Here is a 20,333-nt window from a genome sequence, read left to right on the forward strand (position 1 = left end):
ACGGCGTTGCTGTAGCCTGCTTCCTTTACCTCTCCCGGTATTTTTCATGTCACTGCTGACGGCATCAGATAAGGCATTGTGGCGTCTTGCACTGCCGATGATTTTCTCCAATATTACCGTGCCCTTGCTGGGTCTGGTCGATACTGCTGTTATTGGTCATCTGGATTCACCTGTTTATCTTGGCGGCGTGGCGATTGGCGCGACGGCAACCAGCTTCCTGTTTATGCTGCTGCTCTTTTTGCGCATGAGTACCACCGGGCTCACGGCACAGGCGTATGGTGCCAGAGATCCGCTGCGCCTGGCCCGCGCGCTGGTGCAGCCGCTCATTCTGGCGCTTGGTGCGGGAGTATTAATCGTTGTATTGCGCTCGCCCCTGATTGACCTCGCGCTTCACATCGTTGGCGGTAACGAGGCGGTGCTGGAGCAGGCGAAACGTTTCCTGGAAATTCGCTGGCTCAGTGCGCCGGCATCACTGGCTAACCTGGTTCTGCTGGGGTGGTTACTGGGCGTGCAGTATGCCCGCGCGCCCGTCATTTTGCTGGTGGTGGGAAACCTTCTCAACATTGTGCTTGATGTCTGGCTGGTAATGGGTCTGCATATGAACGTGCAGGGGGCTGCACTGGCGACGGCAATTGCCGAATACGGGACTTTTATCATCGGTATGTGGATGGTCTGGCGCGTGCTGGCGATGCGCGGGATCTCTCTTGCGCTACTCAAAACCGCATGGCGCGGCAATATCCGTAAGCTGCTGGCACTCAACCGTGACATCATGCTGCGCTCACTTCTCCTTCAGCTCTGTTTTGGCGCGCTGACGGTTTTCGGGGCTCGGCTGGGGCCAGACATCGTCGCGGTCAATGCCGTATTGATGACGCTGCTGACCTTTACCGCCTACGCGCTGGACGGTTTTGCCTATGCTGTGGAAGCACATTCCGGGCAGGCGTACGGCGCGCGCGAAAGCGGGCAGCTTCAGGATGTCTGGCGGGCAGCCTGTCGTCAGTCAGGGCTGGTGGCACTGGCATTTGCGCTGGTTTATGCCGTTTTTGGCGAGCAGATCATTGCATTACTCACCTCACTTCCCACACTGCGTGAACTGGCGAGCCACTATCTCATCTGGCAGGTGATCTTACCGGTGGTCGGTGTCTGGTGTTATCTGCTGGACGGCATGTTCATTGGGGCTACGCGCGGAGCCGAAATGCGTAACAGTATGGCGGTGGCAGCTGCAGGGTTTGGTCTGACGCTGCTGACGCTTCCCTGGCTTGGCAATCATGGTTTGTGGCTGGCGTTGGCCGTTTTCCTCTCGTTGCGGGGCCTGTCTCTGGCCTTTATCTGGCGCCGTCACTGGCGAAATAATACCTGGTTTCCTTCCCATCACGATATATCGTGACGGTTAAAGATTCCGAATATCAAAATAGCTGCAGAATCCTTAACTACAATTATTATCACGTCCAGCAGAAAAGAACGTAACGGACGTTGCGACCCGACGCTTAACAAGAGGACACGATGATGAATAAAGACGAAATCAGCGGCAACTGGAAGCAGTTCAAAGGTAAAGCGAAAGAGCAGTGGGGGAAGCTGACAGATGACGATATGACCGTCATTGAAGGTAAACGCGATCAGCTTGTCGGTAAAATCCAGGAACGCTACGGCTACGCAAAAGACCAGGCGGAAAAGGAAGTTGGCGACTGGGAAAAACGCAACGACTACCGCTGGTAACCGGGTTATACCCGAAAGTACAAGGAAGTACACCTTTAGGGCGGCCATGAGCCGCCTTTTTCATTGCTAGCGAGGTTTTTTCTTCACAACGATTGTGTGGTCGTGCTGGCACTTATCGTGATGGCTGCATGATTCCACCTCGACACAGGCAGAACACAGCCCATGTGCTTCAATAACATTATGACGCAAGGCAAAGCCCATTTTGGCCGCCAGCGTATGCATAATGTCTTCAACACCTTCAGCCCCTTCTTCTTTTACCACGCCGCAGCGGTCGCAGATAAACATGGCTGATGTATGGGTTGGCTGGTCAAACAGGTGGCACAGCACATAGCTGTTTGTGGATTCAACCTTATGCACGAACCCTTGTTCCAGCAGAAAATCGAGCGCGCGATACACCGTAGGCGGTTTGGCCTGCGGCTCGCTTTCGCGGAGCAGGTCGAGCAGATCGTACGCGCTGATGGCTCCCTGTTGCAGGCTCATCAGGCGTAATACCTCAAGGCGCTGCGGAGTCAGGCGCACATTGCGTTGCGCGCAGAGCTTTTCGGCCTGCGCTAACAGCTCTTTTGTGGACTTATCCATTTAGCACCCCGGATGTTATAGGACGGAAAACCCTCACTTTATCATGTTCTGGTAAAAACACCGAGATCCGCCTGTCTGTGCTATACCTGACGCATTGCAAACCGGGAAACGAACAATGAAAAGACCTGACTGTATTCGACACTGGCGCGACGTGGAAGGCGCTGATAACTCAACCTATCCCGACAGCGACGAGCGTTTTTCCATCGGTGCGCCGCTGGCTCGCAAGCTCGGGCTAGGGCGTATTGGTATCCATCATGAGCGTTTACCCCCCGGACGTCGGACATCCTATCCCCATGCGGAAAGCGACGAAGAAGAGTTCATTTACGTGCTTGAAGGATATCCTGAAGCCTGGATTAATGGCTATTTGTGGAAGCTTGAACCCGGCGATAGCGTAGGGTTTCCCGCCGGAACCGGCGTCTGCCACACCTTTATCAACAACACGGACGAAGAGGTTCGACTCCTGGTAGTTGGCGAAGCCAACAAGAAGCACAACCGCATCTACTATCCGCTCAACCCAGTGTATGCCGCCACGCGAGAAGATCGCTGGGTCGATCACCCGCCCCAGTTTTTCGGGCCGCATGATGGAAAACCTGGGAAAAAATAATTTCCTCTTCTATAAATATTGAGGACCGTCACAAATTACAACAGGTCTGGTTAGAATTTAACTTAGGGAAATAGCGGGTCTTTTTGTACTTATTCACAGCAATAGTTCGTACCTGTTTGGGTGATAACAGACAGGGGTTATTTCATAACAGACTATAAGACGAGCATACTGTGAAAAAACATTTTAAATTTTCGGTGGTTAGCATCGCCGTCTCCATGTTTATGGCAAATCAGGCCGGAGCAGCCAATACCTGGACAGAAGCACGTAGCGATGCGATGGGGGGGACGGGGGTCGCGGCTGGGAGCTATGGCAACGGGGTGTTAATCAACCCGGCGTTGCTTGCAAAGGCGAAACCTGACGATGGTATTACAGTGATCCTGCCCTCTATCGGTGCGCAAATTTCAGATAAAGACAACCTGCGCGATAAGATTGATGACATCAGTGATGATGTCAGCGCCTATCGCAGTACCCTGGATAATATCAATCTTATCGATCTCCTTAATCCTTCCAGTGCTGCATCGCGGCAGGTCTCTGCCGCCGCAGGCGACCTTGCCGATCAACTGGATTCACTGAAAGGGAAAACCGCCAGCGGTAAAGCGGGAGGTGGGATCGCTGTAAGTATTCCTAATGACGTGTTATCCGTAGCATTCGTCGCAAAAGCGAATGCGCGCGCGCGCGTGAGTTCTTACATCGATCAGGGCGATATTGAAAAGTTACGCCTGGTAGAAGATGTTCCTGCTGCAGCGCTTCGCATTAATCCGAATGATTTGAAGTCAAAAGGTTTTGGTCGTGCGGCAATCGTTTCAGACTATGGCGTTGCAGTGGCGCGTCAGTTTGATATCAGCGGTGTGCCTGTTTCCGTGGGTATCACTCCTAAGCTGCAACAGACCTGGCTCTACAACTACACGGTCTCGATCTACAACTTTGACAGTGGTGATATCAACAGCAGTCGCTATCGCAACGACGATACTGGGTTTAACGTTGATGCCGGCCTTGCTGCTGATTTCGGCGAAAACTGGACGGTGGGTTTGACCGGTAAAAACCTGTTCTCGCGTGATATCGACACCAAAGAGGTGGATGGCGTGCGCGATACTTACCAAATCAGCCCTGTCGTTACGGCGGGTGCGGCCTGGCATACCGATCTCCTGACACTGACGGCGGATGGTGACCTGACCGAAACCAAAGGTTTTAAAAGCGAAGAGAACTCCCAATATGTTGGCGTGGGTGCGGAAGTGACGCCATTGAGCTGGCTGGCGGTTCGCGCAGGTTATCGTGCTGATGTGAAAGACAATGACAGCAATGTCTTTACCGCAGGTGTGGGCTTTGCACCGCTTAACACGGTTCATATCGACCTGATGGGTCTGTATGGTGAAGACGAAACCTGGGGTGCGGGGGCGCAACTGAGCATGACGTTCTAAAGTCCACCGGAGGCGCTGCGCCTCCGGCTTTTCTTTGTGCTATAGTAGCGCCCCTTTTCACCAGATGCTTAAAACTTCGCCATGTCGTCAGAATTACAGACTGCTTTCCCTGCACACCGTTTCTCCATTGCGCCAATGCTCGACTGGACGGACAGACACTGCCGCTACTTCCTGCGTCAGCTCTCCCGCCATACGCTGCTGTACACCGAAATGGTGACCACCGGTGCGATTATTCACGGTAAAGGAGACTATCTGGCTTACAGCGAAGAGGAGCACCCGGTTGCCCTGCAGCTTGGCGGCAGCGATCCGGCCGCGCTGGCGCAGTGCGCGAAGCTGGCAGAAGCGCGTGGCTACGACGAGATCAACCTCAACGTTGGCTGCCCGTCTGACCGCGTGCAAAACGGTATGTTTGGCGCGTGCCTGATGGGGAACGCACAGCTGGTGGCGGACTGCATTAAGGCGATGCGCGATGTCGTCTCCATTCCGGTCACGGTCAAAACCCGTATCGGCATTGACGACCAGGACAGCTACGAATTCCTGTGCGACTTTATCAATACGGTATCCGGGAAAGGTGAGTGCGAGATGTTTATCATCCACGCGCGAAAAGCCTGGCTCTCTGGCCTCAGCCCGAAAGAGAACCGTGAGATCCCGCCGCTGGACTACCCGCGCGTGTATCAGCTGAAGCGTGACTTCCCGCACCTGACGATGTCAATCAACGGTGGCATCAAGTCGCTGGAAGAGGCCAAAGCGCATCTGGAACATATGGATGGCGTGATGGTCGGGCGCGAGGCGTATCAGAACCCGGGCATTCTGGCGACGGTCGATCGCGAAATCTACGGTGTAGAAGGTGCAGATACCGATCCGGTTGCGGTGGTTCGTGCCATGTATCCGTACATCGAACGCGAGCTGAGCAACGGCACATATCTTGGCCATATCACCCGCCACATGCTTGGCCTTTTCCAGGGTATTCCGGGAGCGCGTCAGTGGCGACGTTACCTGAGCGAGAACGCGCATAAAGCCGGTGCCGACATCGAGGTGCTGGAACATGCGCTGAGACTGGTGGCTGATAAGCGATAAATTTCGCTAAAAGATCGTCAAATTCACCACGCCCTGCAAATCTTTGCGGGGCGTTTTGCTTTTAGAACAATGGGTTAGTTTTGGCATGCTTTTTGTAATGGTTACTGCATTACTCAGGAGCGCGTGGGAGAGAAACATGCTGGAACTACTTTTTGTGATTGGCTTTTTCGTCATGCTATTAGCCACGGGCGTTTCGCTGCCCGGCATTCTGGCCGCTATCGTTGTCGCCACGGTGGTGATGTTTATCGGTGGATTATTTGCCCTGACGATCAAGCTGTTGCCGTGGCTGCTGCTGGCTATTGTGGTGGTGTGGGTGATACGGGCGATCAAAACGCCAAAAGTGTCCACTTATCAGCGCAATAACCGCTTTCGTTACTAAGGTATTGAGGGGTTCGTCACATACTTGTAACTTTTCTGGTGGCATTGCTTAGAACAGAATAGGATTTACTTATCGAATCTGTCACTATGACTGCCGCTAAAGAATTCATCGAGCTGTACCCTACATACAGCCGAACTAAAAAAAGAAAGGGCTTCCTCAGGGAAGCCCAATTTCTTTTCTGGATTCAGGGAATTAACAGACTTGAACCCTCCGTCACCCTGCTCTCAAGTACCTCATGCGCGCGCTGTGCATCGGCAAGCGGATATTTCTGCGCATCTGCCACATCCACTTTAATCACCCCACTGGCGATCAGCGAGAACAGCTCGTTACTGGCTTCCTCAAGCTCTTCCCGGTTAGTGATGTAACCTTGCAGCGAAGGGCGAGTCACATACAGTGAGCCTTTCTGGTTCAGAATACCAAGGTTAACCCCGGTCACAGCGCCTGATGCATTCCCGAAACTCACCATTAGCCCGCGGCGCTGCAGGCAATCGAGAGACGCTTCCCAGGTGTCTTTCCCCACCGAGTCATACACCACCCGCACTTTTTTGCCGTTGGTGATTTCTTTCAGCCGCTCGACGATGTTCTCTTCACGATAGTTAATTACCTGCCAGGCTCCCGCCTGCAATGCGCGCTGCGCTTTTTGCGCGTTGCCCACGGTACCGATCAGTTTCGCCCCCAGCGCTTTTGCCCACTGACACGCGATCAGCCCCACACCACCCGCAGCAGCATGGAACAGGAACTGCTCGTCAGGTTTAATTTCGTAGGTTTTACGCAGCAGGTAATAGACCGTAAGCCCTTTCAGAAATGAGGCTGCAGCTTGCTCAAAGGAGATGGCGTTGGGCAGCAGGGCGGCTTTATCCGCCGGGACGTTGTGGACGGAACTGTATGCCCCCAGAGCAGATTGGGCGTACACCACGCGATCGCCCTCTTTAAGGTGCTTAACGGCGCGGCCAGTTTTGATAACCACTCCTGCCGCTTCGGTACCCAGACCGCTCGGCAGTGACGGAGGCGGGTAGAGGCCTCCGCGAATATAGGTATCAATGTAGTTGATACCTATGGCCTTGTTTTCAACCTGAACTTCGTTTTCGCCTGGTGCTACTGGGGTAAATTCCACCGCTTTCAGCACTTCTGGCCCACCGTGTTTCTGGAATTCAATGCGCGTTGCCATGCTCCCTCCGTAAGAAAAATATGGTAATCTTTCGACCCACTCTTTATCTCGGTAACTCCATTCACTATGGCAGGAAACAAACCCTTCAACAAACAGACTGAACCTCGCGAGCGTGATTACCAGGTCGCAGGCTTAAAAGTCCCGCCGCACTCGATTGAAGCGGAACAGTCGGTGTTGGGCGGTTTAATGCTGGATAACGAACGCTGGGACGACGTCGCTGAGCGCGTGGTGTCTGAGGATTTCTACACCCGACCGCATCGTCATATCTTTACCGAAATGGCGCGTCTGCAGGAGTCGGGCAGCCCGATTGACCTGATCACACTTGCGGAATCGCTGGAGCGACAGGGACAACTGGACAGCGTCGGTGGGTTTGCCTACCTGGCAGAATTATCGAAAAATACACCAAGTGCGGCGAATATCAGTGCATACGCCGATATCGTGCGTGAACGTGCTGTAGTTCGTGAGATGATCTCGGTGGCGAATGAGATCGCCGAGGCTGGTTTTGATCCGCAGGGTCGCACCAGTGAAGATCTGCTCGATCTCGCCGAATCCCGGGTCTTTAAAATCGCGGAAAGCCGTGCAAATAAAGATGAAGGCCCGAAAAACATTGCTGATGTGCTCGACGCCACCGTCGCCCGTATCGAACAACTGTTCCAGCAGCCACATGACGGTGTGACCGGTGTGAACACCGGTTATGACGATCTCAATAAGAAAACCGCTGGCCTGCAGCCGTCGGATCTGATTATCGTCGCGGCGCGTCCGTCGATGGGTAAAACGACATTTGCGATGAACCTCGTCGAAAATGCGGCGATGTTGCAGGATAAGCCGGTGCTGATTTTCAGTCTTGAGATGCCCTCCGAGCAGATTATGATGCGTTCCCTGGCGTCACTCTCGCGCGTGGATCAGACCCGCATTCGTACCGGTCAGCTGGATGACGAAGATTGGGCGCGGATCTCCGGCACCATGGGCATTCTGCTGGAAAAACGGAATATCTATATTGATGACTCCTCCGGCCTGACGCCGACGGAAGTCCGCTCCCGTGCGCGTCGTATCGCCCGTGAACACGGCGGTATCGGCCTTATCATGATCGACTACCTTCAGCTGATGCGCGTCCCGTCGCTCTCCGACAACCGTACGCTGGAAATTGCAGAGATTTCCCGCTCACTCAAGGCGTTAGCCAAAGAGCTGCACGTGCCCGTGGTGGCACTCTCACAGCTTAACCGCTCCCTGGAACAACGCGCCGACAAACGCCCGGTCAACTCCGACCTGCGTGAGTCTGGCTCCATCGAGCAGGATGCTGACTTAATCATGTTTATCTACCGTGATGAGGTTTATCACGAGAACAGCGACCTGAAAGGGATCGCCGAAATTATTATAGGTAAGCAACGTAACGGCCCAATCGGTACGGTACGTTTGACCTTTAACGGACAGTGGTCGCGTTTCGACAACTATGCCGGTCCTCAATATGATGATGAGTAATTTCTAAGGAATTCAAATGCAAGCGGCAACAGTAGTCATTAACCGCCGCGCTCTGCGACACAACCTGCAACGTCTGCGTGAACTGGCTCCCGCCAGTAAGCTGGTTGCAGTCGTGAAAGCGAACGCTTACGGACACGGTCTTCTTGAGACCGCGCGAACGCTCCCCGATGCCGACGCCTTTGGCGTCGCCCGTCTTGAAGAGGCCATCCGCCTGCGCGCGGGTGGGATCACACAACCCATTTTACTGCTGGAAGGCTTTTTCGAAGCCACTGATTTGCCCACTATCGCTGATCAGCACCTGCACACCGCCGTTCACAACGAAGAACAGCTGGCTGCGCTGGAAACCGCCGAGTTAAGCGAGCCGGTAACCGTGTGGATGAAGCTCGATACGGGCATGCACCGACTGGGCGTCCGTCCGGAAAACGCACAAGCGTTTTATCAGCGTTTATGCCAGTGCAAAAATGTGCGCCAGCCAGTGAACATCGTCAGTCACTTTGCTCGTGCCGACGAGCCTGAATGTGGTGCGACCGAACAACAGCTCGATATCTTTAATACCTTCTGCGAAGGTAAGCCGGGAATGCGCTCTATTGCCGCGTCTGGCGGTATTTTGCTGTGGCCACAATCCCACTTCGACTGGGCGCGTCCGGGCATTATTCTTTACGGCGTATCGCCGCTGGAGAACAAACCCTGGGGACCGGATTTTGGCTTCCAGCCGGTGATGTCATTGGTGTCTAACCTGATTGCCGTGCGTGAGCATAAAGCGGGTGAACCCGTAGGCTACGGTGGAACCTGGATCAGCGAGCGTGATACCCGGTTAGGCGTTGTGGCGATGGGCTATGGTGACGGCTATCCACGTGCCGCACCGTCGGGTACGCCAGTGTTGGTCAATGGCCGTGAAGTGAAGATTGTTGGTCGCGTGGCGATGGACATGATTTGCGTCGATCTGGGGCCGGAAGCGCAGGAGAAAGCGGGTGACGCAGTGGTGATGTGGGGTGAAGGCTTGCCCGTTGAACGCATTGCTGAAATCACGAAAGTGAGTGCTTACGAACTTATTACACGCCTGACATCGCGGGTGGCGATGAAGTACATAGATTAACTTATAGCTGGAGTGAGAGTGTTACTCTCACTCCACGTTTATTAACATCCCCTCGATCTTCTGCCATATCCGGTTTATTGTTGAAATTCCTGCCTCATCGAATTCCGGAGAATCATCGCGTGTTTCAGAAAGTTGACGCCTATGCCGGCGACCCCATTCTCTCCTTAATGGAGCGTTTCAAAGAAGATCCTCGCAGCGACAAAGTGAACCTCAGCATCGGTCTGTATTACAACGAGGATGGCATTATTCCTCAATTAAAAGCCGTTGCCGAAGCTGAAGCACGCCTTAACGCTGTACCACATGGCGCATCGCTTTATCTGCCGATGGAAGGGTTAAATACTTACCGTAACACTATCGCGCCGCTGCTGTTTGGTGCCGATCATCCGGTGCTCGCGCAAAAACGTGTCGCCACCATCCAGACGCTTGGCGGATCGGGGGCGCTGAAAGTCGGCGCAGACTTCCTGAAAAAATACTTCCCGGATTCCGGGGTGTGGGTCAGTGATCCTACGTGGGAAAACCACGTGGCTATCTTTGAAGGCGCAGGTTTTAAGGTCGCGACTTATCCATGGTTCGACAACGAAACCAACGGTGTGCGTGTAGAGGCATTACTGGAAAAACTGCACACCTTGCCGGAGCGCAGTATTGTGCTGCTGCATCCATGTTGCCATAACCCGACCGGCGCGGACCTCACTAATGACCAGTGGGATGCAGTAATTGAGGTACTGAAAGCGCGTAATCTGATCCCGTTCCTCGACATTGCCTATCAGGGCTTTGGCGCAGGCATGGAAGAAGATGCTTACGCCATTCGCGCCGTTGCCAGCGCAGGTCTGCCGGCGCTGGTGAGTAACTCTTTCTCTAAAATCTTCTCTCTGTACGGCGAACGCGTCGGCGGTCTGTCCGTGGTGTGTGAAGATGCCGAAGCCGCCAGCCGCGTGCTGGGTCAGTTGAAGGCGACGGTGCGCCGCATTTACTCCAGCCCGCCAAACTTTGGTGCGCAGGTCGTCGCCACGGTTCTTGGTGATGCGCAACTGAAAGCATCCTGGCTTGCTGAAGTGGAATCAATGCGTACGCGCATTCTGGCGATGCGTCAGGAGCTGGTTAACGTCCTGAAAGAGGCCGTGCCGGGCCATAACTTCGACTATCTGCTCAAGCAGCGCGGGATGTTCAGCTATACCGGGCTGAGTGCCGCTCAGGTCGATCGTCTGCGCGAAGAGTTCGGCGTCTATCTGATTGCCAGCGGCCGTATGTGCGTGGCGGGGCTGAATGCCAGCAATGTTCAGCGCGTGGCGCAGGCCTTTGCCGCTGTAATGTAAGTAAGTGATCACATTCTCTCTTCTTTCAGAAGAGAGAATGTGATCTTTCTTCTTTTTCGCTGATCCATAAGCAAAAACTCCTTTCCTTCGCTTCCCGCTGGGGTTATGGTCGGATAGTTTTTTGACCATTCGCTCAAAATAAAACGATAACAAACTGAATATTCAGGGGAAAACATGCGCAAGATCACACTGGCGCTCAGCGCCGCCTGCTTATTGTTCTCGCTTAATAGCGCAGTCGTTGCGCGAGCCTCCGCACCGACACCGCTTTACACCGGAACCACCGCCGCCATCCTTGCCGAGCAGGCGCCTGTTCACTGGGTCTCTGTGGCACAAATCGAAAATAGTCTGATGGGGCGTCCGCCAATGGCCGTGGGCTTCGATATTGACGATACCGTCCTGTTCTCAAGCCCGGGTTTCTGGCGCGGTAAGAAAACATATTCACCGGACAGCGAAGACTATCTGAAAAACCCGGAGTTCTGGGAAAAAATGAACAACGGCTGGGATGAGTTCAGTATCCCGAAAGAGGTCGCCCGATCGCTTATTGCCATGCATGTTAAGCGCGGCGACAGCATTTACTTTGTTACCGGACGCAGCCAGACCAAAACCGAAACAGTATCTAAAACCTTGCAGGACGATTTTCTGATCCCTGCCGGCAACATGAATCCGGTCATTTTTGCGGGAGATAAACCCGGTCAGAACAGCAAAACGCAGTGGCTGGAGCAGAAAAATATCAAAGTGTTTTATGGCGATTCTGATAACGATATCACCGCTGCGCATGATGTAGGGGCAAGAGGGATCAGGGTGTTACGCGCCTCTAATTCGACCTATCGACCACTGCCGATGGCCGGGAAATTTGGTGAAGAGGTGATTGTTAATTCCGAATACTGAGGTATGCTGATTTTTTGTACAAATCACGCCTGCCGGGTTTACCTTTTGTCGTCTTGCTGCACACTTAAAGAGGCAGGAACTCAGGCCGTGTCCAACCCATTTAGAGGGGAGCTAAGATGACAATTTCGGAGATACTCCAGTACTGCATGAGTAAGCCCGGCGCGGAACAAAGCGTTCACAGCGACTGGAAAGCCACGCAGATCAAAGTGGCTGACGTGCTGTTTGCGATGGTGAAAGAGGTTGAAGGCCGTCCGGCGGCTGCACTGAAAACCAGCCCGGAACTGGCTGATTTATTACGCCAGCAGCACCATGACGTCCGACCGAGCCAGCATCTCAACAAGGCTCACTGGAGCACTGTCTACCTCGACGGTTCTCTGCCGGGCTCGCAAATTTACTATCTGGTGGATGCATCGTACAAGCAGGCGGTTGAACTGCTGCCGGAAACGACCCGACAGCAGCTTTCCGTGTGACAATTACAGCAACGGTTTAAGGAAGCGTGCGGTGTGCGAGGCTTTGCACTCTGCAACGGTCTCTGGTGTACCGGAGACGAGGATTTCACCGCCACCGCTACCGCCTTCCGGGCCAAGATCGACAATCCAGTCCGCGGTTTTAATCACGTCCAGGTTGTGTTCAATGACCACAATGGTGTTGCCCTGGTCTCTGAGCTGATGCAGAACGTCCAGCAACTGCTGGATATCGGCAAAGTGCAGGCCGGTGGTTGGCTCATCCAGAATGTAGAGCGTCTGACCGGTGCCGCGTTTCGACAGCTCACGCGCCAGCTTCACGCGCTGCGCTTCACCACCCGAGAGCGTCGTTGCTGACTGTCCGAGACGGATATAGGTCAGCCCCACATCCATTAACGTTTGCAGCTTACGCGCCAGCGCCGGGACGGCATCGAAGAACTCGCGTGCTTCTTCAATGGTCATATCCAGCACTTCATGGATAGTCTTGCCTTTGTACTTAATTTCCAGCGTTTCGCGGTTATAGCGTTTGCCTTTGCACTGGTCGCACGGCACGTAGATATCCGGCAGGAAGTGCATCTCAACTTTGATCACTCCGTCGCCCTGGCACGCTTCACAGCGCCCACCACGCACGTTGAAGCTGAAACGTCCTGGTGTATAGCCGCGTGAACGAGATTCCGGTACGCCAGCAAAGAGTTCACGTACAGGCGTAAAGACGCCAGTATAGGTCGCCGGGTTAGAACGTGGGGTACGGCCAATCGGGCTCTGGTCGATGTCGATAACCTTGTCGAAATGCTCCAGACCTTGAATATCGCGGTACGGTGCTGGCTCGGCAAGCGTTGCGCCGTTCAGTGCCGTCTGTGCAATCGGGAATAGCGTATCGTTGATAAGCGTTGATTTACCTGAACCGGACACGCCAGTAATACAGGTAAACAGCCCGACAGGCAGCGTCAGGGTGACGTCTTTCAGGTTGTTGCCGCGTGCACCAGTCAGCTTCAGGACTTTTTCCGGGTTTGCTGCCACGCGCTGTTTCGGCACGTCGATCTTGCGCTTGCCGCTCATGTACTGGCCGGTCAGCGATTCAGGCACCGCCATGATATCTTTCAGCGTCCCTTCCGCGACCACCTGGCCGCCATGCACGCCTGCGCCCGGGCCAATGTCGATAACGTGGTCAGCAGCGCGGATCGCGTCTTCGTCGTGCTCAACCACAATCACCGTGTTACCGAGGTTACGCAAGTGGATCAGCGTGCCGAGCAGACGTTCGTTATCACGCTGGTGCAGGCCTATAGACGGCTCATCCAGGACGTACATCACGCCGACTAAACCTGCGCCGATCTGGCTGGCAAGACGGATACGCTGGGCTTCACCGCCGGAGAGCGTTTCAGCGGAGCGGGAAAGTGTCAGGTAGTTCAGGCCGACGTTCACCAGGAATTTCAAACGATCCCCGATCTCTTTCAGCACTTTCTCGGCGATTTTCGCGCGCTGTCCGGAGAGTTTCAGGTTGTTGAAGAAGTCCATCGCGTGGCCGATGCTCATGTCTGAGATCGTCGGCAACGCCGTATTTTCGACAAAGACGTGGCGCGCTTCGCGGCGCAGACGCGTGCCGTCGCAGGTGGCGCACGAGCGGTTGCTGATGAATTTCGCCAGTTCTTCGCGTACCGCGCTGGATTCGGTCTCTTTGTAACGGCGCTCCATGTTGTGCAGCACACCTTCAAACGGGTGGCGACGCACGGAGGTATCACCGCGATCGTTCATGTACTTGAACTCGATGTTCTCTTTGCCGGAACCGAACAGGATCACTTTGTGCACACTCGGGCTCAGGCTGGCCCACGGGGCTTCAACATCGAACTTATAGTGCTCTGCCAGCGATTTCAGCATCTGGAAGTAGTAGAAGTTACGCTTGTCCCAGCCGCGAATGGCCCCGCCTGCCAGGGACAGTTCTGGGTTCTGGATCACACGATCCGGGTCGAAATACTGCTGAACGCCCAGGCCGTCACACGTCGGACACGCGCCCGCCGGGTTGTTGAACGAAAACAGGCGCGGTTCCAGCTCGCGCATGCTGTAGCCGCAAATCGGGCAGGCAAAGTTAGCGGAGAAGAGCAGCTCTTCTGCTTTCGGATCGTCCATGTCGGAGACCACGGCCGTGCCGCCGGAGAGTTCCAGCGCCGTTTCAAAGGATTCCGCCAGACGCGTCGCGAGATCGTCACGTACTTTGAAGCGGTCAATCACCACTTCGATGGTGTGCTTTTTCTGCAGCTCCAGCTTGGGGGGATCTGACAGATCACACACTTCACCGTCGATACGGGCGCGGATATAACCCTGGCTTGCGAGGTTTTCCAGCGTTTTGGTGTGTTCGCCTTTACGCTCTTTAATGATGGGGGCCAGCAGCATCAGGCGTTTGCCTTCCGGCTGCGACAGCACGTTATCCACCATCTGGCTCACGGTCTGGGCCGCCAGCGGGACGTCGTGGTCCGGGCAGCGCGGCTCACCCACACGGGCATACAGCAGACGCAGGTAGTCGTGAATTTCGGTAATGGTACCGACCGTTGAACGCGGGTTGTGCGAGGTGGACTTCTGCTCAATAGAGATAGCAGGGGACAACCCTTCAATGTGGTCGACATCCGGTTTTTCCATCAGCGACAGGAACTGACGCGCGTACGCAGAGAGTGATTCAACGTAACGACGCTGTCCTTCGGCATATAAAGTGTCGAAAGCCAGTGAGGATTTGCCAGACCCCGAAAGCCCGGTCACGACGATGAGTTTGTCGCGAGGGATTATGAGGTTGATATTCTTGAGATTGTGGGTGCGGGCGCCCCGAACTTCGATCTTATCCATTCACCTTTCCCGGTTGGAACACGGATTGCCTGGTTTGTTTGAAGGACAAACGGCTGTCAGAAACGGCTAATTATGACACAATTTAACCTGTTTGAATATACAGTATTGGAATGCATTTTCCGATTGGCTATGTAACAATGTAGCGTTCGCACGAGAACTCTGGAATCCATCTCGCAGCTATCAAAATGCAGCGTGGAAATGGTACACTCGCGCGTTTACACTATTAAGAAACGTATTCAGGAGACACGAACATGGCCAGCAGAGGCGTAAACAAGGTGATTCTCGTCGGTAATCTGGGCCAGGACCCGGAAGTACGCTACATGCCGAGTGGTGGCGCAGTTGCCAACATTACGCTGGCTACTTCCGAATCCTGGCGTGATAAAGCGACCGGTGAGATGAAAGAGCAGACTGAATGGCACCGTGTTGTGCTGTTTGGCAAACTGGCAGAAGTGGCCGGTGAGTATCTGCGTAAAGGTTCTCAGGTTTATATCGAAGGCCAGCTGCGTACCCGCAAATGGACCGATCAGTCCGGCGCTGAGAAATACACTACTGAAGTTGTGGTAAACGTTGGCGGCACCATGCAGATGCTGGGTGGCCGTCAGGGCGGTGGCGCACCAGCAGGTGGCGGCCAGCAGCAGGGCGGTTGGGGTCAGCCTCAGCAGCCGCAGGGTGGCAACCAGTTTAGCGGTGGCGCACAGTCTCGCCCGCAGCAGCAGTCTGCTCCTGCACCGTCTAACGAGCCACCAATGGATTTCGACGACGATATTCCGTTCTGATCCCCTGATATCCAAACAAAAAACCCAGACAATAGTCTGGGTTTTTTATTCCGTAAGGGATCAGGTAATCACCATCGGCCAGTCTGGTGGCGTGTGGCTCATCGCTTCAACCATCACCACTTTAATATTTTCCCAGACGGCAGCGATATCCAGCAGGGTGATGCCAAGCAGGCCCGTTGCAAACCAGCAGGCTGCACCCAGCCCAAGCAGGGTGCTGATGATAGCAAGGCCAGCGTAATCAGACTTACGAAACTGAATGTTCAGCGTACTGGCTAAAAACATCAATACCGCACTCAACAACGGCCAGCGTAAGAGAACCATGCTGGTAGTAATGGTTGCCATAAAACCCATCCTCTACAAAACAGACTCACTGAATGAAACAGTGTTTTTAATTACATAAGATATGTGAACTATATCACATTTGATGATTTATTCGCCAGTGTCAGGATGATGAAAATTGAAGGATTCATAGCTGTATGAAATGGATAGGTATCAGATAGAAAATATATCTTTGCTGGCTAATAAACCCTTTTCCCCTACTCTTCATAATGAATTCATCGAGATAGCAAAACCTCTGCAAGACGGCGCCTGTTGTACAACGTTTACAGCAATAAACCTATAGATTATGCTTGAGTGGACATATTAATTTACTCGCAGCTAACCTTTCAGGTTTTTGAATTTTATTATTATTTTTATTTCTTTGTCCGTTTTTAATTACACACAACAGTCGTTTCATTTCGTTGTGCTGATTTTCAGCCTCCAGCTCTGGCTGACCGGTTTTTGAACCTGAAGACAGTTGCGTCCGGTTTATCGCGTGATAATCGGCAAAAAGATGAAAAAAAAACGATGTGAGATTGTTAATGACAGCATGCAGGCTTTGCATGCGCTGGCTAAGTTGATGCCCCAGCTTCACACTCAGTGCTCACTGGCAGAAATGCTGGAGACGATCAATCGCTCGCTGGGGGCGAGCCTGGCCTGGGTAAGCGTTAATGATAATGACGGGCTGCACCGTGTCGTCTGCGCGGGTGAGGTGGCCTGCCACTCTTTTGAAGCCGCCGATTTTCTGGCAGGTACCCTGCTCCAGCGGCATCACCGGTCATGGCGGGTGATCTACTGGAAAGAGAATATTGGCCGCGCCTTATTTCCTCCGCAGCACCCAGGCTATACGCAATTGCAAAGCGGGGTGTTATGCAAACTTTCAACCCATGACTGGCATTGCAGGGGATATTTTTTTTTAGCATTCGATGAGAAATTGTATTCTCTGCCGATCCTGAAAAATATCGTCGTGGTGCTGGTCGAAAAATTAAAAGACTATTTTGAGGAAATTATTGCCCGCGAGAAAACTGCACAGGAAATGCAGCGTGTCGTGACACAATATAAGACCCTGTTTGAACGGGCACCGGTTTTAATGAACTCTTTCGACAAATTTAACCGCTGCGTATTGTGGAATGCCGAGTGCGAAAAAGTATTTGGCTGGACGATGGCGGAGATCGGGGCTCATGCCGATCCACTCTCGCTGTTTTATCCAGACCCTGAAGAGCGGCGTCGGGTAAGAGAGTCGGTAAATGTCTCTCCACTCAAGGACATGTATGAGTGGCATCCGCTACGTAAAGACGGTACGAAGTTGACCGTATTGTGGTCAAACATTCTGTTGCCAGACAACTCTATCCTGAATATTGGGCTCGACATTACCGAGCGGAAGAAAGCAGAACAGCAGCTGGAAGTGAAAGCCACTATTGACGATCTCACCGGCTGTTTTAACCGTTCGGCGATTTTGCAGCAGCTGGAACTCGCGCAATCCGCAAATGCCAGGCAGGAGCCTAACAGCCATTTTTCTGTTCTGATGTTTGACCTGGATTTTTTCAAACAAATCAACGATGAGTGGGGGCACCAGGTGGGCGATGCGGCGCTTCTTCACTTTTGTGATTGTATCCGTGAGTTAGCCCCTTCAGATTCTGCATTAGGGCGCGTGGGAGGGGAGGAGTTTTTGCTTCTGCTGGCGCAAACTCATTGTCATGACGCGGCGCAACTGTCCGCCAGGCTGCATACCACGCTGAAAACCAAACCGCTGAGGGTTGGAGAGAAAAAACTGGAGCTGTCGTTTAGTGCAGGAGTCGTGGAGGTGTGCGGGGATCAGTTTGATACATCGGCATTGCTGACACGAGCGGATAAAGCATTATATGACGCCAAGCGTACGGGACGGGGAAAAACGGTAGTGGCAGCTGGCTATTTATAAATCAGCGAACAAAATACACCCGAAAAAATAGCATGAAATTTCATTAAGAAGTTGTGCTTTTTTCATGCTGTCCAAAGTTTGGCTTAATCAACGATCCTCTGTTGTGTTATCTTCGCACCATCCCTTACGGGATGGGTAAATATTTTCCTTAATTGAAACGGAACGAATACTTACAGTTTAGCTTACGGGAAAATATTATCGTCATAACGAAATTTAAGATTTTTAATACTAAAAGTCAGTTGCTAACTTCGCATGATTCATGCAACGTAATCACCTGTTTAGCAAAGCATCCGGCCTTCATTACTACAGGCGTACAACATGCAGGGATATAGGGCGGGAAATGAATCGTAGCGCGCGGCGCAAGATGCTCAGGGTGGTAGGGATCATCATGGTAGTTATGCTACCGGTGATGCTTGCGCTATGGTTTGCCCAGCTAAGAGCCGTATCGGAAACAAGTGCTCAGCTACGTACCTTTGCAGAACTGGCTTTAGACAAAACAGAACTGGTTATTCAACAGGTTGAACTGGCCCGGGACGAGGCGGTAAAATACCAGGGCGAACTTTGTACGCCGGGACATCGTCAATATATGCTGAACGTTGTTCGTGGCCGTCTGTTTGTCGCCGATTTAATTTATGCCGAAGGTCAGAATTTTCTTTGTTCGACCGTTTTTACACCGGAACACCCCTACTCAATTTCCGTCGCCAATTACACGCGTAAACCGGATGTCGCTATCTATTATTATCGCGATACCCCATTTTATACTGGCTATAAAATGACATATATGCAGCGTGGGAATTATGTGGTGGTGGTCAATCCGCTTTCGTACAGCGAAGTGATGTCAAACGATCATTCCCTTTCATGGGGAGTGTACGACACGATAACCAATGCATTCTTTTCCGTTAGCCAAAAAGCCAATGTTTCTTTATTAAATTCGATGATTCGGGATAAGGAATCGGTATTTCAAAAAGATAACCGTTTTTATACCGTCGTAAAATCGCCAAAAAGACCGATTGCGGCTATTGTGTCAACATCGAATAAACGCTTTTATGAAACGCTTTATCATCAGGCGACATTGACGCTGCCACTAGGGATGATCTGCAGCATTATTATTTTGCTGGTATGGTCGCGTACCCATCGTGAACTCAATTCCCCTGGGCGCTTGCTGCAACGGGCGCTGAACAAACGCCAGCTTTGCCTGCACTATCAGCCGATCATTGATATCAAGAACAACCAGTGCGTGGGGGCAGAGGCGTTGTTACGCTGGCCCGGTTTTAACGGACAGGTGATGAGCCCGGCAGAGTTTATTCCGCTGGCTGAAAAAGAGGGAATGAGCGAGCGGATAACGGATTATGTTGTTGAGGAGGTGTTCAGCGATCTGGGCCATTTCCTGGCCGCACATCCGCACCTCTATATCTCGATTAACCTGTCGGCCACGGATTTCCACTCCTCGCGGCTGATCGCCATGATTTCTGACAAGGCCCGCCACTATGACGTGCGTGCCCAGCAAATCAAGATTGAGGTGACGGAACGCGGGTTTATTGATGTGCCAAAAACCACACCGGTGATTCAGGCTTTCCGTCAGGCAGGTTATGAAGTCGCAATTGATGATTTCGGGACGGGTTACTCTAACCTGCATAACCTCTATTCGCTGAACGTTGATATCCTCAAAATCGACAAATCCTTTATCGACACCTTAACGACCAACAGCACCAGTCACTTGATCGCCGAGCATATTATTGAGATGGCACAAAGCCTGCGCCTGAAAACCATTGCGGAAGGGGTAGAGACGGCAGAGCAGGTGAGCTGGTTGTTGAAGCGCGGTGTTCAGTTCTGTCAGGGATGGCACTTCGCGAAAGCGATGCCGCCCCAGGAGTTTATGACCTGGCAGCAGCAACCTTTGCATTGATAGTGATTAATTCAACTGGTGGCGATAATCGCTCGGCGTGCGGTCAAATTCGCGACGGAACACGCGGGAAAAGGTTTGTTGCGACACATAACCAAGATCCATCGCGATATCAAAAATGGGCCGCTGCGTTGAGCGTAGCGCCTGGGCTGCCAGCAGCAGTCTGCGCTGACGAATGTACTCACCCAACGTCTGATGCATAACCGTCCGGAACATCCTCTGTAAATACCATTTCGAATAGCCCGACTTTTTAGCGACCACATCAATGTTCAACGGTTGGTCGATATGTTCATCAATCCATTCAATAAGTGTCTGAATAATCTGCTGATGTGACATACGGTTGCCCCTCTGTAGATACAACTTTCCTGGTTGATTCGTCGTTTTCTCTGCGGGGGAGTATAATTCCTC

The 20,333-nt window shown here is 52.8% G+C and carries 19 protein-coding genes and 1 pseudogene; 15 read left to right on the forward strand and 5 right to left on the reverse strand.

Translation table 11 applies throughout. From position 1 onward, the window contains the following. Positions 1-46 precede the first annotated feature (46 nt). From dinF to AAHF05_RS01520, 3 genes and pseudogenes are all read left to right on the forward strand, one after another. The gene (gene dinF / locus AAHF05_RS01510; protein WP_332618069.1) at positions 47-1,384 is read left to right on the forward strand and encodes an MATE family efflux transporter DinF; all 1,338 of its coding nucleotides are present in this window, start codon (positions 47-49) and stop codon (positions 1,382-1,384) included. After that, positions 1,381-1,455 (forward strand): annotated as a pseudogene (locus AAHF05_RS01515) (hypothetical protein); the annotation flags it as partial. The gene dinF and the pseudogene AAHF05_RS01515, both read left to right, overlap by 4 nt. Positions 1,456-1,503: 48 nt before the next feature. Beyond that, the gene (locus AAHF05_RS01520; RefSeq protein WP_028017939.1) at positions 1,504-1,713 is read left to right on the forward strand and encodes a CsbD family protein; all 210 of its coding nucleotides are present in this window, start codon (positions 1,504-1,506) and stop codon (positions 1,711-1,713) included. A gap of 66 nt (positions 1,714-1,779) precedes the next feature. Here the strand turns inward: AAHF05_RS01520 and zur are convergent, their stop codons facing one another. After that, positions 1,780-2,292, reverse strand: coding sequence for a zinc uptake transcriptional repressor Zur (gene zur, locus AAHF05_RS01525; protein WP_028017938.1), 513 nt, complete (start codon positions 2,290-2,292; stop codon positions 1,780-1,782). Between the two features lie 115 nt (positions 2,293-2,407). Between zur and AAHF05_RS01530 the strand changes: the two genes are divergently transcribed. The 4 genes from AAHF05_RS01530 to pspG all read left to right on the forward strand — a co-directional run bounded on the left by AAHF05_RS01530 (position 2,408) and on the right by pspG (position 5,770). Continuing rightward, entirely contained in the window at positions 2,408-2,896 is a 489-nt protein-coding gene (locus AAHF05_RS01530; protein ID WP_049007735.1) for a cupin domain-containing protein, read from the forward strand. A 170-nt stretch (positions 2,897-3,066) separates the two neighbouring features. After that, positions 3,067-4,314 (forward strand): conjugal transfer protein TraF, encoded by a 1,248-nt coding sequence (locus AAHF05_RS01535; RefSeq protein WP_129324866.1) that lies wholly within the window; start codon positions 3,067-3,069, stop codon positions 4,312-4,314. A gap of 81 nt (positions 4,315-4,395) precedes the next feature. Continuing rightward, the gene (gene dusA, locus AAHF05_RS01540) at positions 4,396-5,391 is read left to right on the forward strand and encodes a tRNA dihydrouridine(20/20a) synthase DusA (RefSeq protein ID WP_028017935.1); all 996 of its coding nucleotides are present in this window, start codon (positions 4,396-4,398) and stop codon (positions 5,389-5,391) included. 136 nt (positions 5,392-5,527) lie between these two features. Continuing rightward, a complete protein-coding gene (gene pspG, locus AAHF05_RS01545; protein ID WP_129324867.1) occupies positions 5,528-5,770 on the forward strand; it encodes an envelope stress response protein PspG in 243 nt (80 codons plus the stop codon). Between the two features lie 184 nt (positions 5,771-5,954). On the opposite strand, the gene AAHF05_RS01550 is transcribed toward pspG, so the two are convergent. Further along, entirely contained in the window at positions 5,955-6,938 is a 984-nt protein-coding gene (locus tag AAHF05_RS01550; protein WP_028017933.1) for a quinone oxidoreductase, read from the reverse strand. 66 nt (positions 6,939-7,004) lie between these two features. On the opposite strand from AAHF05_RS01550, the gene dnaB reads away from it, so the two are divergent. From dnaB to AAHF05_RS01575, 5 genes are all read left to right on the forward strand, one after another. Further along, positions 7,005-8,417: a replicative DNA helicase gene (dnaB, locus tag AAHF05_RS01555; RefSeq protein ID WP_025757838.1), complete on the forward strand. Its 1,413-nt coding sequence runs from the start codon at positions 7,005-7,007 to the stop codon at positions 8,415-8,417. Positions 8,418-8,433: 16 nt separating this feature from the next. Beyond that, positions 8,434-9,513, forward strand: coding sequence for an alanine racemase (alr, locus tag AAHF05_RS01560; RefSeq protein WP_028017932.1), 1,080 nt, complete (start codon positions 8,434-8,436; stop codon positions 9,511-9,513). 119 nt (positions 9,514-9,632) lie between these two features. Then, positions 9,633-10,826 (forward strand): aromatic amino acid transaminase, encoded by a 1,194-nt coding sequence (gene tyrB, locus AAHF05_RS01565; protein WP_049007733.1) that lies wholly within the window; start codon positions 9,633-9,635, stop codon positions 10,824-10,826. A gap of 174 nt (positions 10,827-11,000) precedes the next feature. Beyond that, positions 11,001-11,714 carry an acid phosphatase AphA gene (gene aphA, locus AAHF05_RS01570; protein WP_129324868.1) on the forward strand — a complete coding sequence of 238 codons (714 nt, stop codon included), beginning with the start codon at positions 11,001-11,003 and terminating at the stop codon, positions 11,712-11,714. A gap of 116 nt (positions 11,715-11,830) precedes the next feature. Next, complete coding sequence (locus tag AAHF05_RS01575; protein WP_049007732.1) at positions 11,831-12,184, forward strand: MmcQ/YjbR family DNA-binding protein; 354 nt, start codon at positions 11,831-11,833, stop codon at positions 12,182-12,184. Between the two features lie 3 nt (positions 12,185-12,187). Here AAHF05_RS01575 and uvrA read toward each other — a convergent pair whose 3' ends face one another. After that, complete coding sequence (uvrA, locus tag AAHF05_RS01580; RefSeq protein WP_129324869.1) at positions 12,188-15,010, reverse strand: excinuclease ABC subunit UvrA; 2,823 nt, start codon at positions 15,008-15,010, stop codon at positions 12,188-12,190. Positions 15,011-15,261: 251 nt separating this feature from the next. Here uvrA and ssb1 point away from each other — a divergent pair, with 251 nt between their 5' ends. After that, on the forward strand, positions 15,262-15,786 hold the full coding sequence (ssb1, locus tag AAHF05_RS01585; protein WP_008503384.1) for a single-stranded DNA-binding protein SSB1: 525 nt from the start codon (positions 15,262-15,264) through the stop codon (positions 15,784-15,786). Between the two features lie 60 nt (positions 15,787-15,846). Here ssb1 and AAHF05_RS01590 read toward each other — a convergent pair whose 3' ends face one another. After that, on the reverse strand, positions 15,847-16,128 hold the full coding sequence (locus AAHF05_RS01590) for a YjcB family protein (protein ID WP_028017927.1): 282 nt from the start codon (positions 16,126-16,128) through the stop codon (positions 15,847-15,849). A 490-nt stretch (positions 16,129-16,618) separates the two neighbouring features. Here AAHF05_RS01590 and AAHF05_RS01595 point away from each other — a divergent pair, with 490 nt between their 5' ends. Then, on the forward strand, positions 16,619-18,022 hold the full coding sequence (locus AAHF05_RS01595; protein ID WP_129324870.1) for a sensor domain-containing diguanylate cyclase: 1,404 nt from the start codon (positions 16,619-16,621) through the stop codon (positions 18,020-18,022). A gap of 340 nt (positions 18,023-18,362) precedes the next feature. Beyond that, complete coding sequence (locus AAHF05_RS01600; RefSeq protein ID WP_129324871.1) at positions 18,363-19,928, forward strand: EAL domain-containing protein; 1,566 nt, start codon at positions 18,363-18,365, stop codon at positions 19,926-19,928. 6 nt (positions 19,929-19,934) lie between these two features. Here AAHF05_RS01600 and soxS read toward each other — a convergent pair whose 3' ends face one another. Then, positions 19,935-20,261, reverse strand: coding sequence for a superoxide response transcriptional regulator SoxS (soxS, locus tag AAHF05_RS01605; protein ID WP_013095071.1), 327 nt, complete (start codon positions 20,259-20,261; stop codon positions 19,935-19,937). Positions 20,262-20,333: the final 72 nt, after the last annotated feature.

The sequence above is a fragment of the Enterobacter adelaidei genome, assembly GCF_041937165.1.
GTDB classification, from domain to species: Bacteria; Pseudomonadota; Gammaproteobacteria; order Enterobacterales; family Enterobacteriaceae; genus Enterobacter; species Enterobacter adelaidei.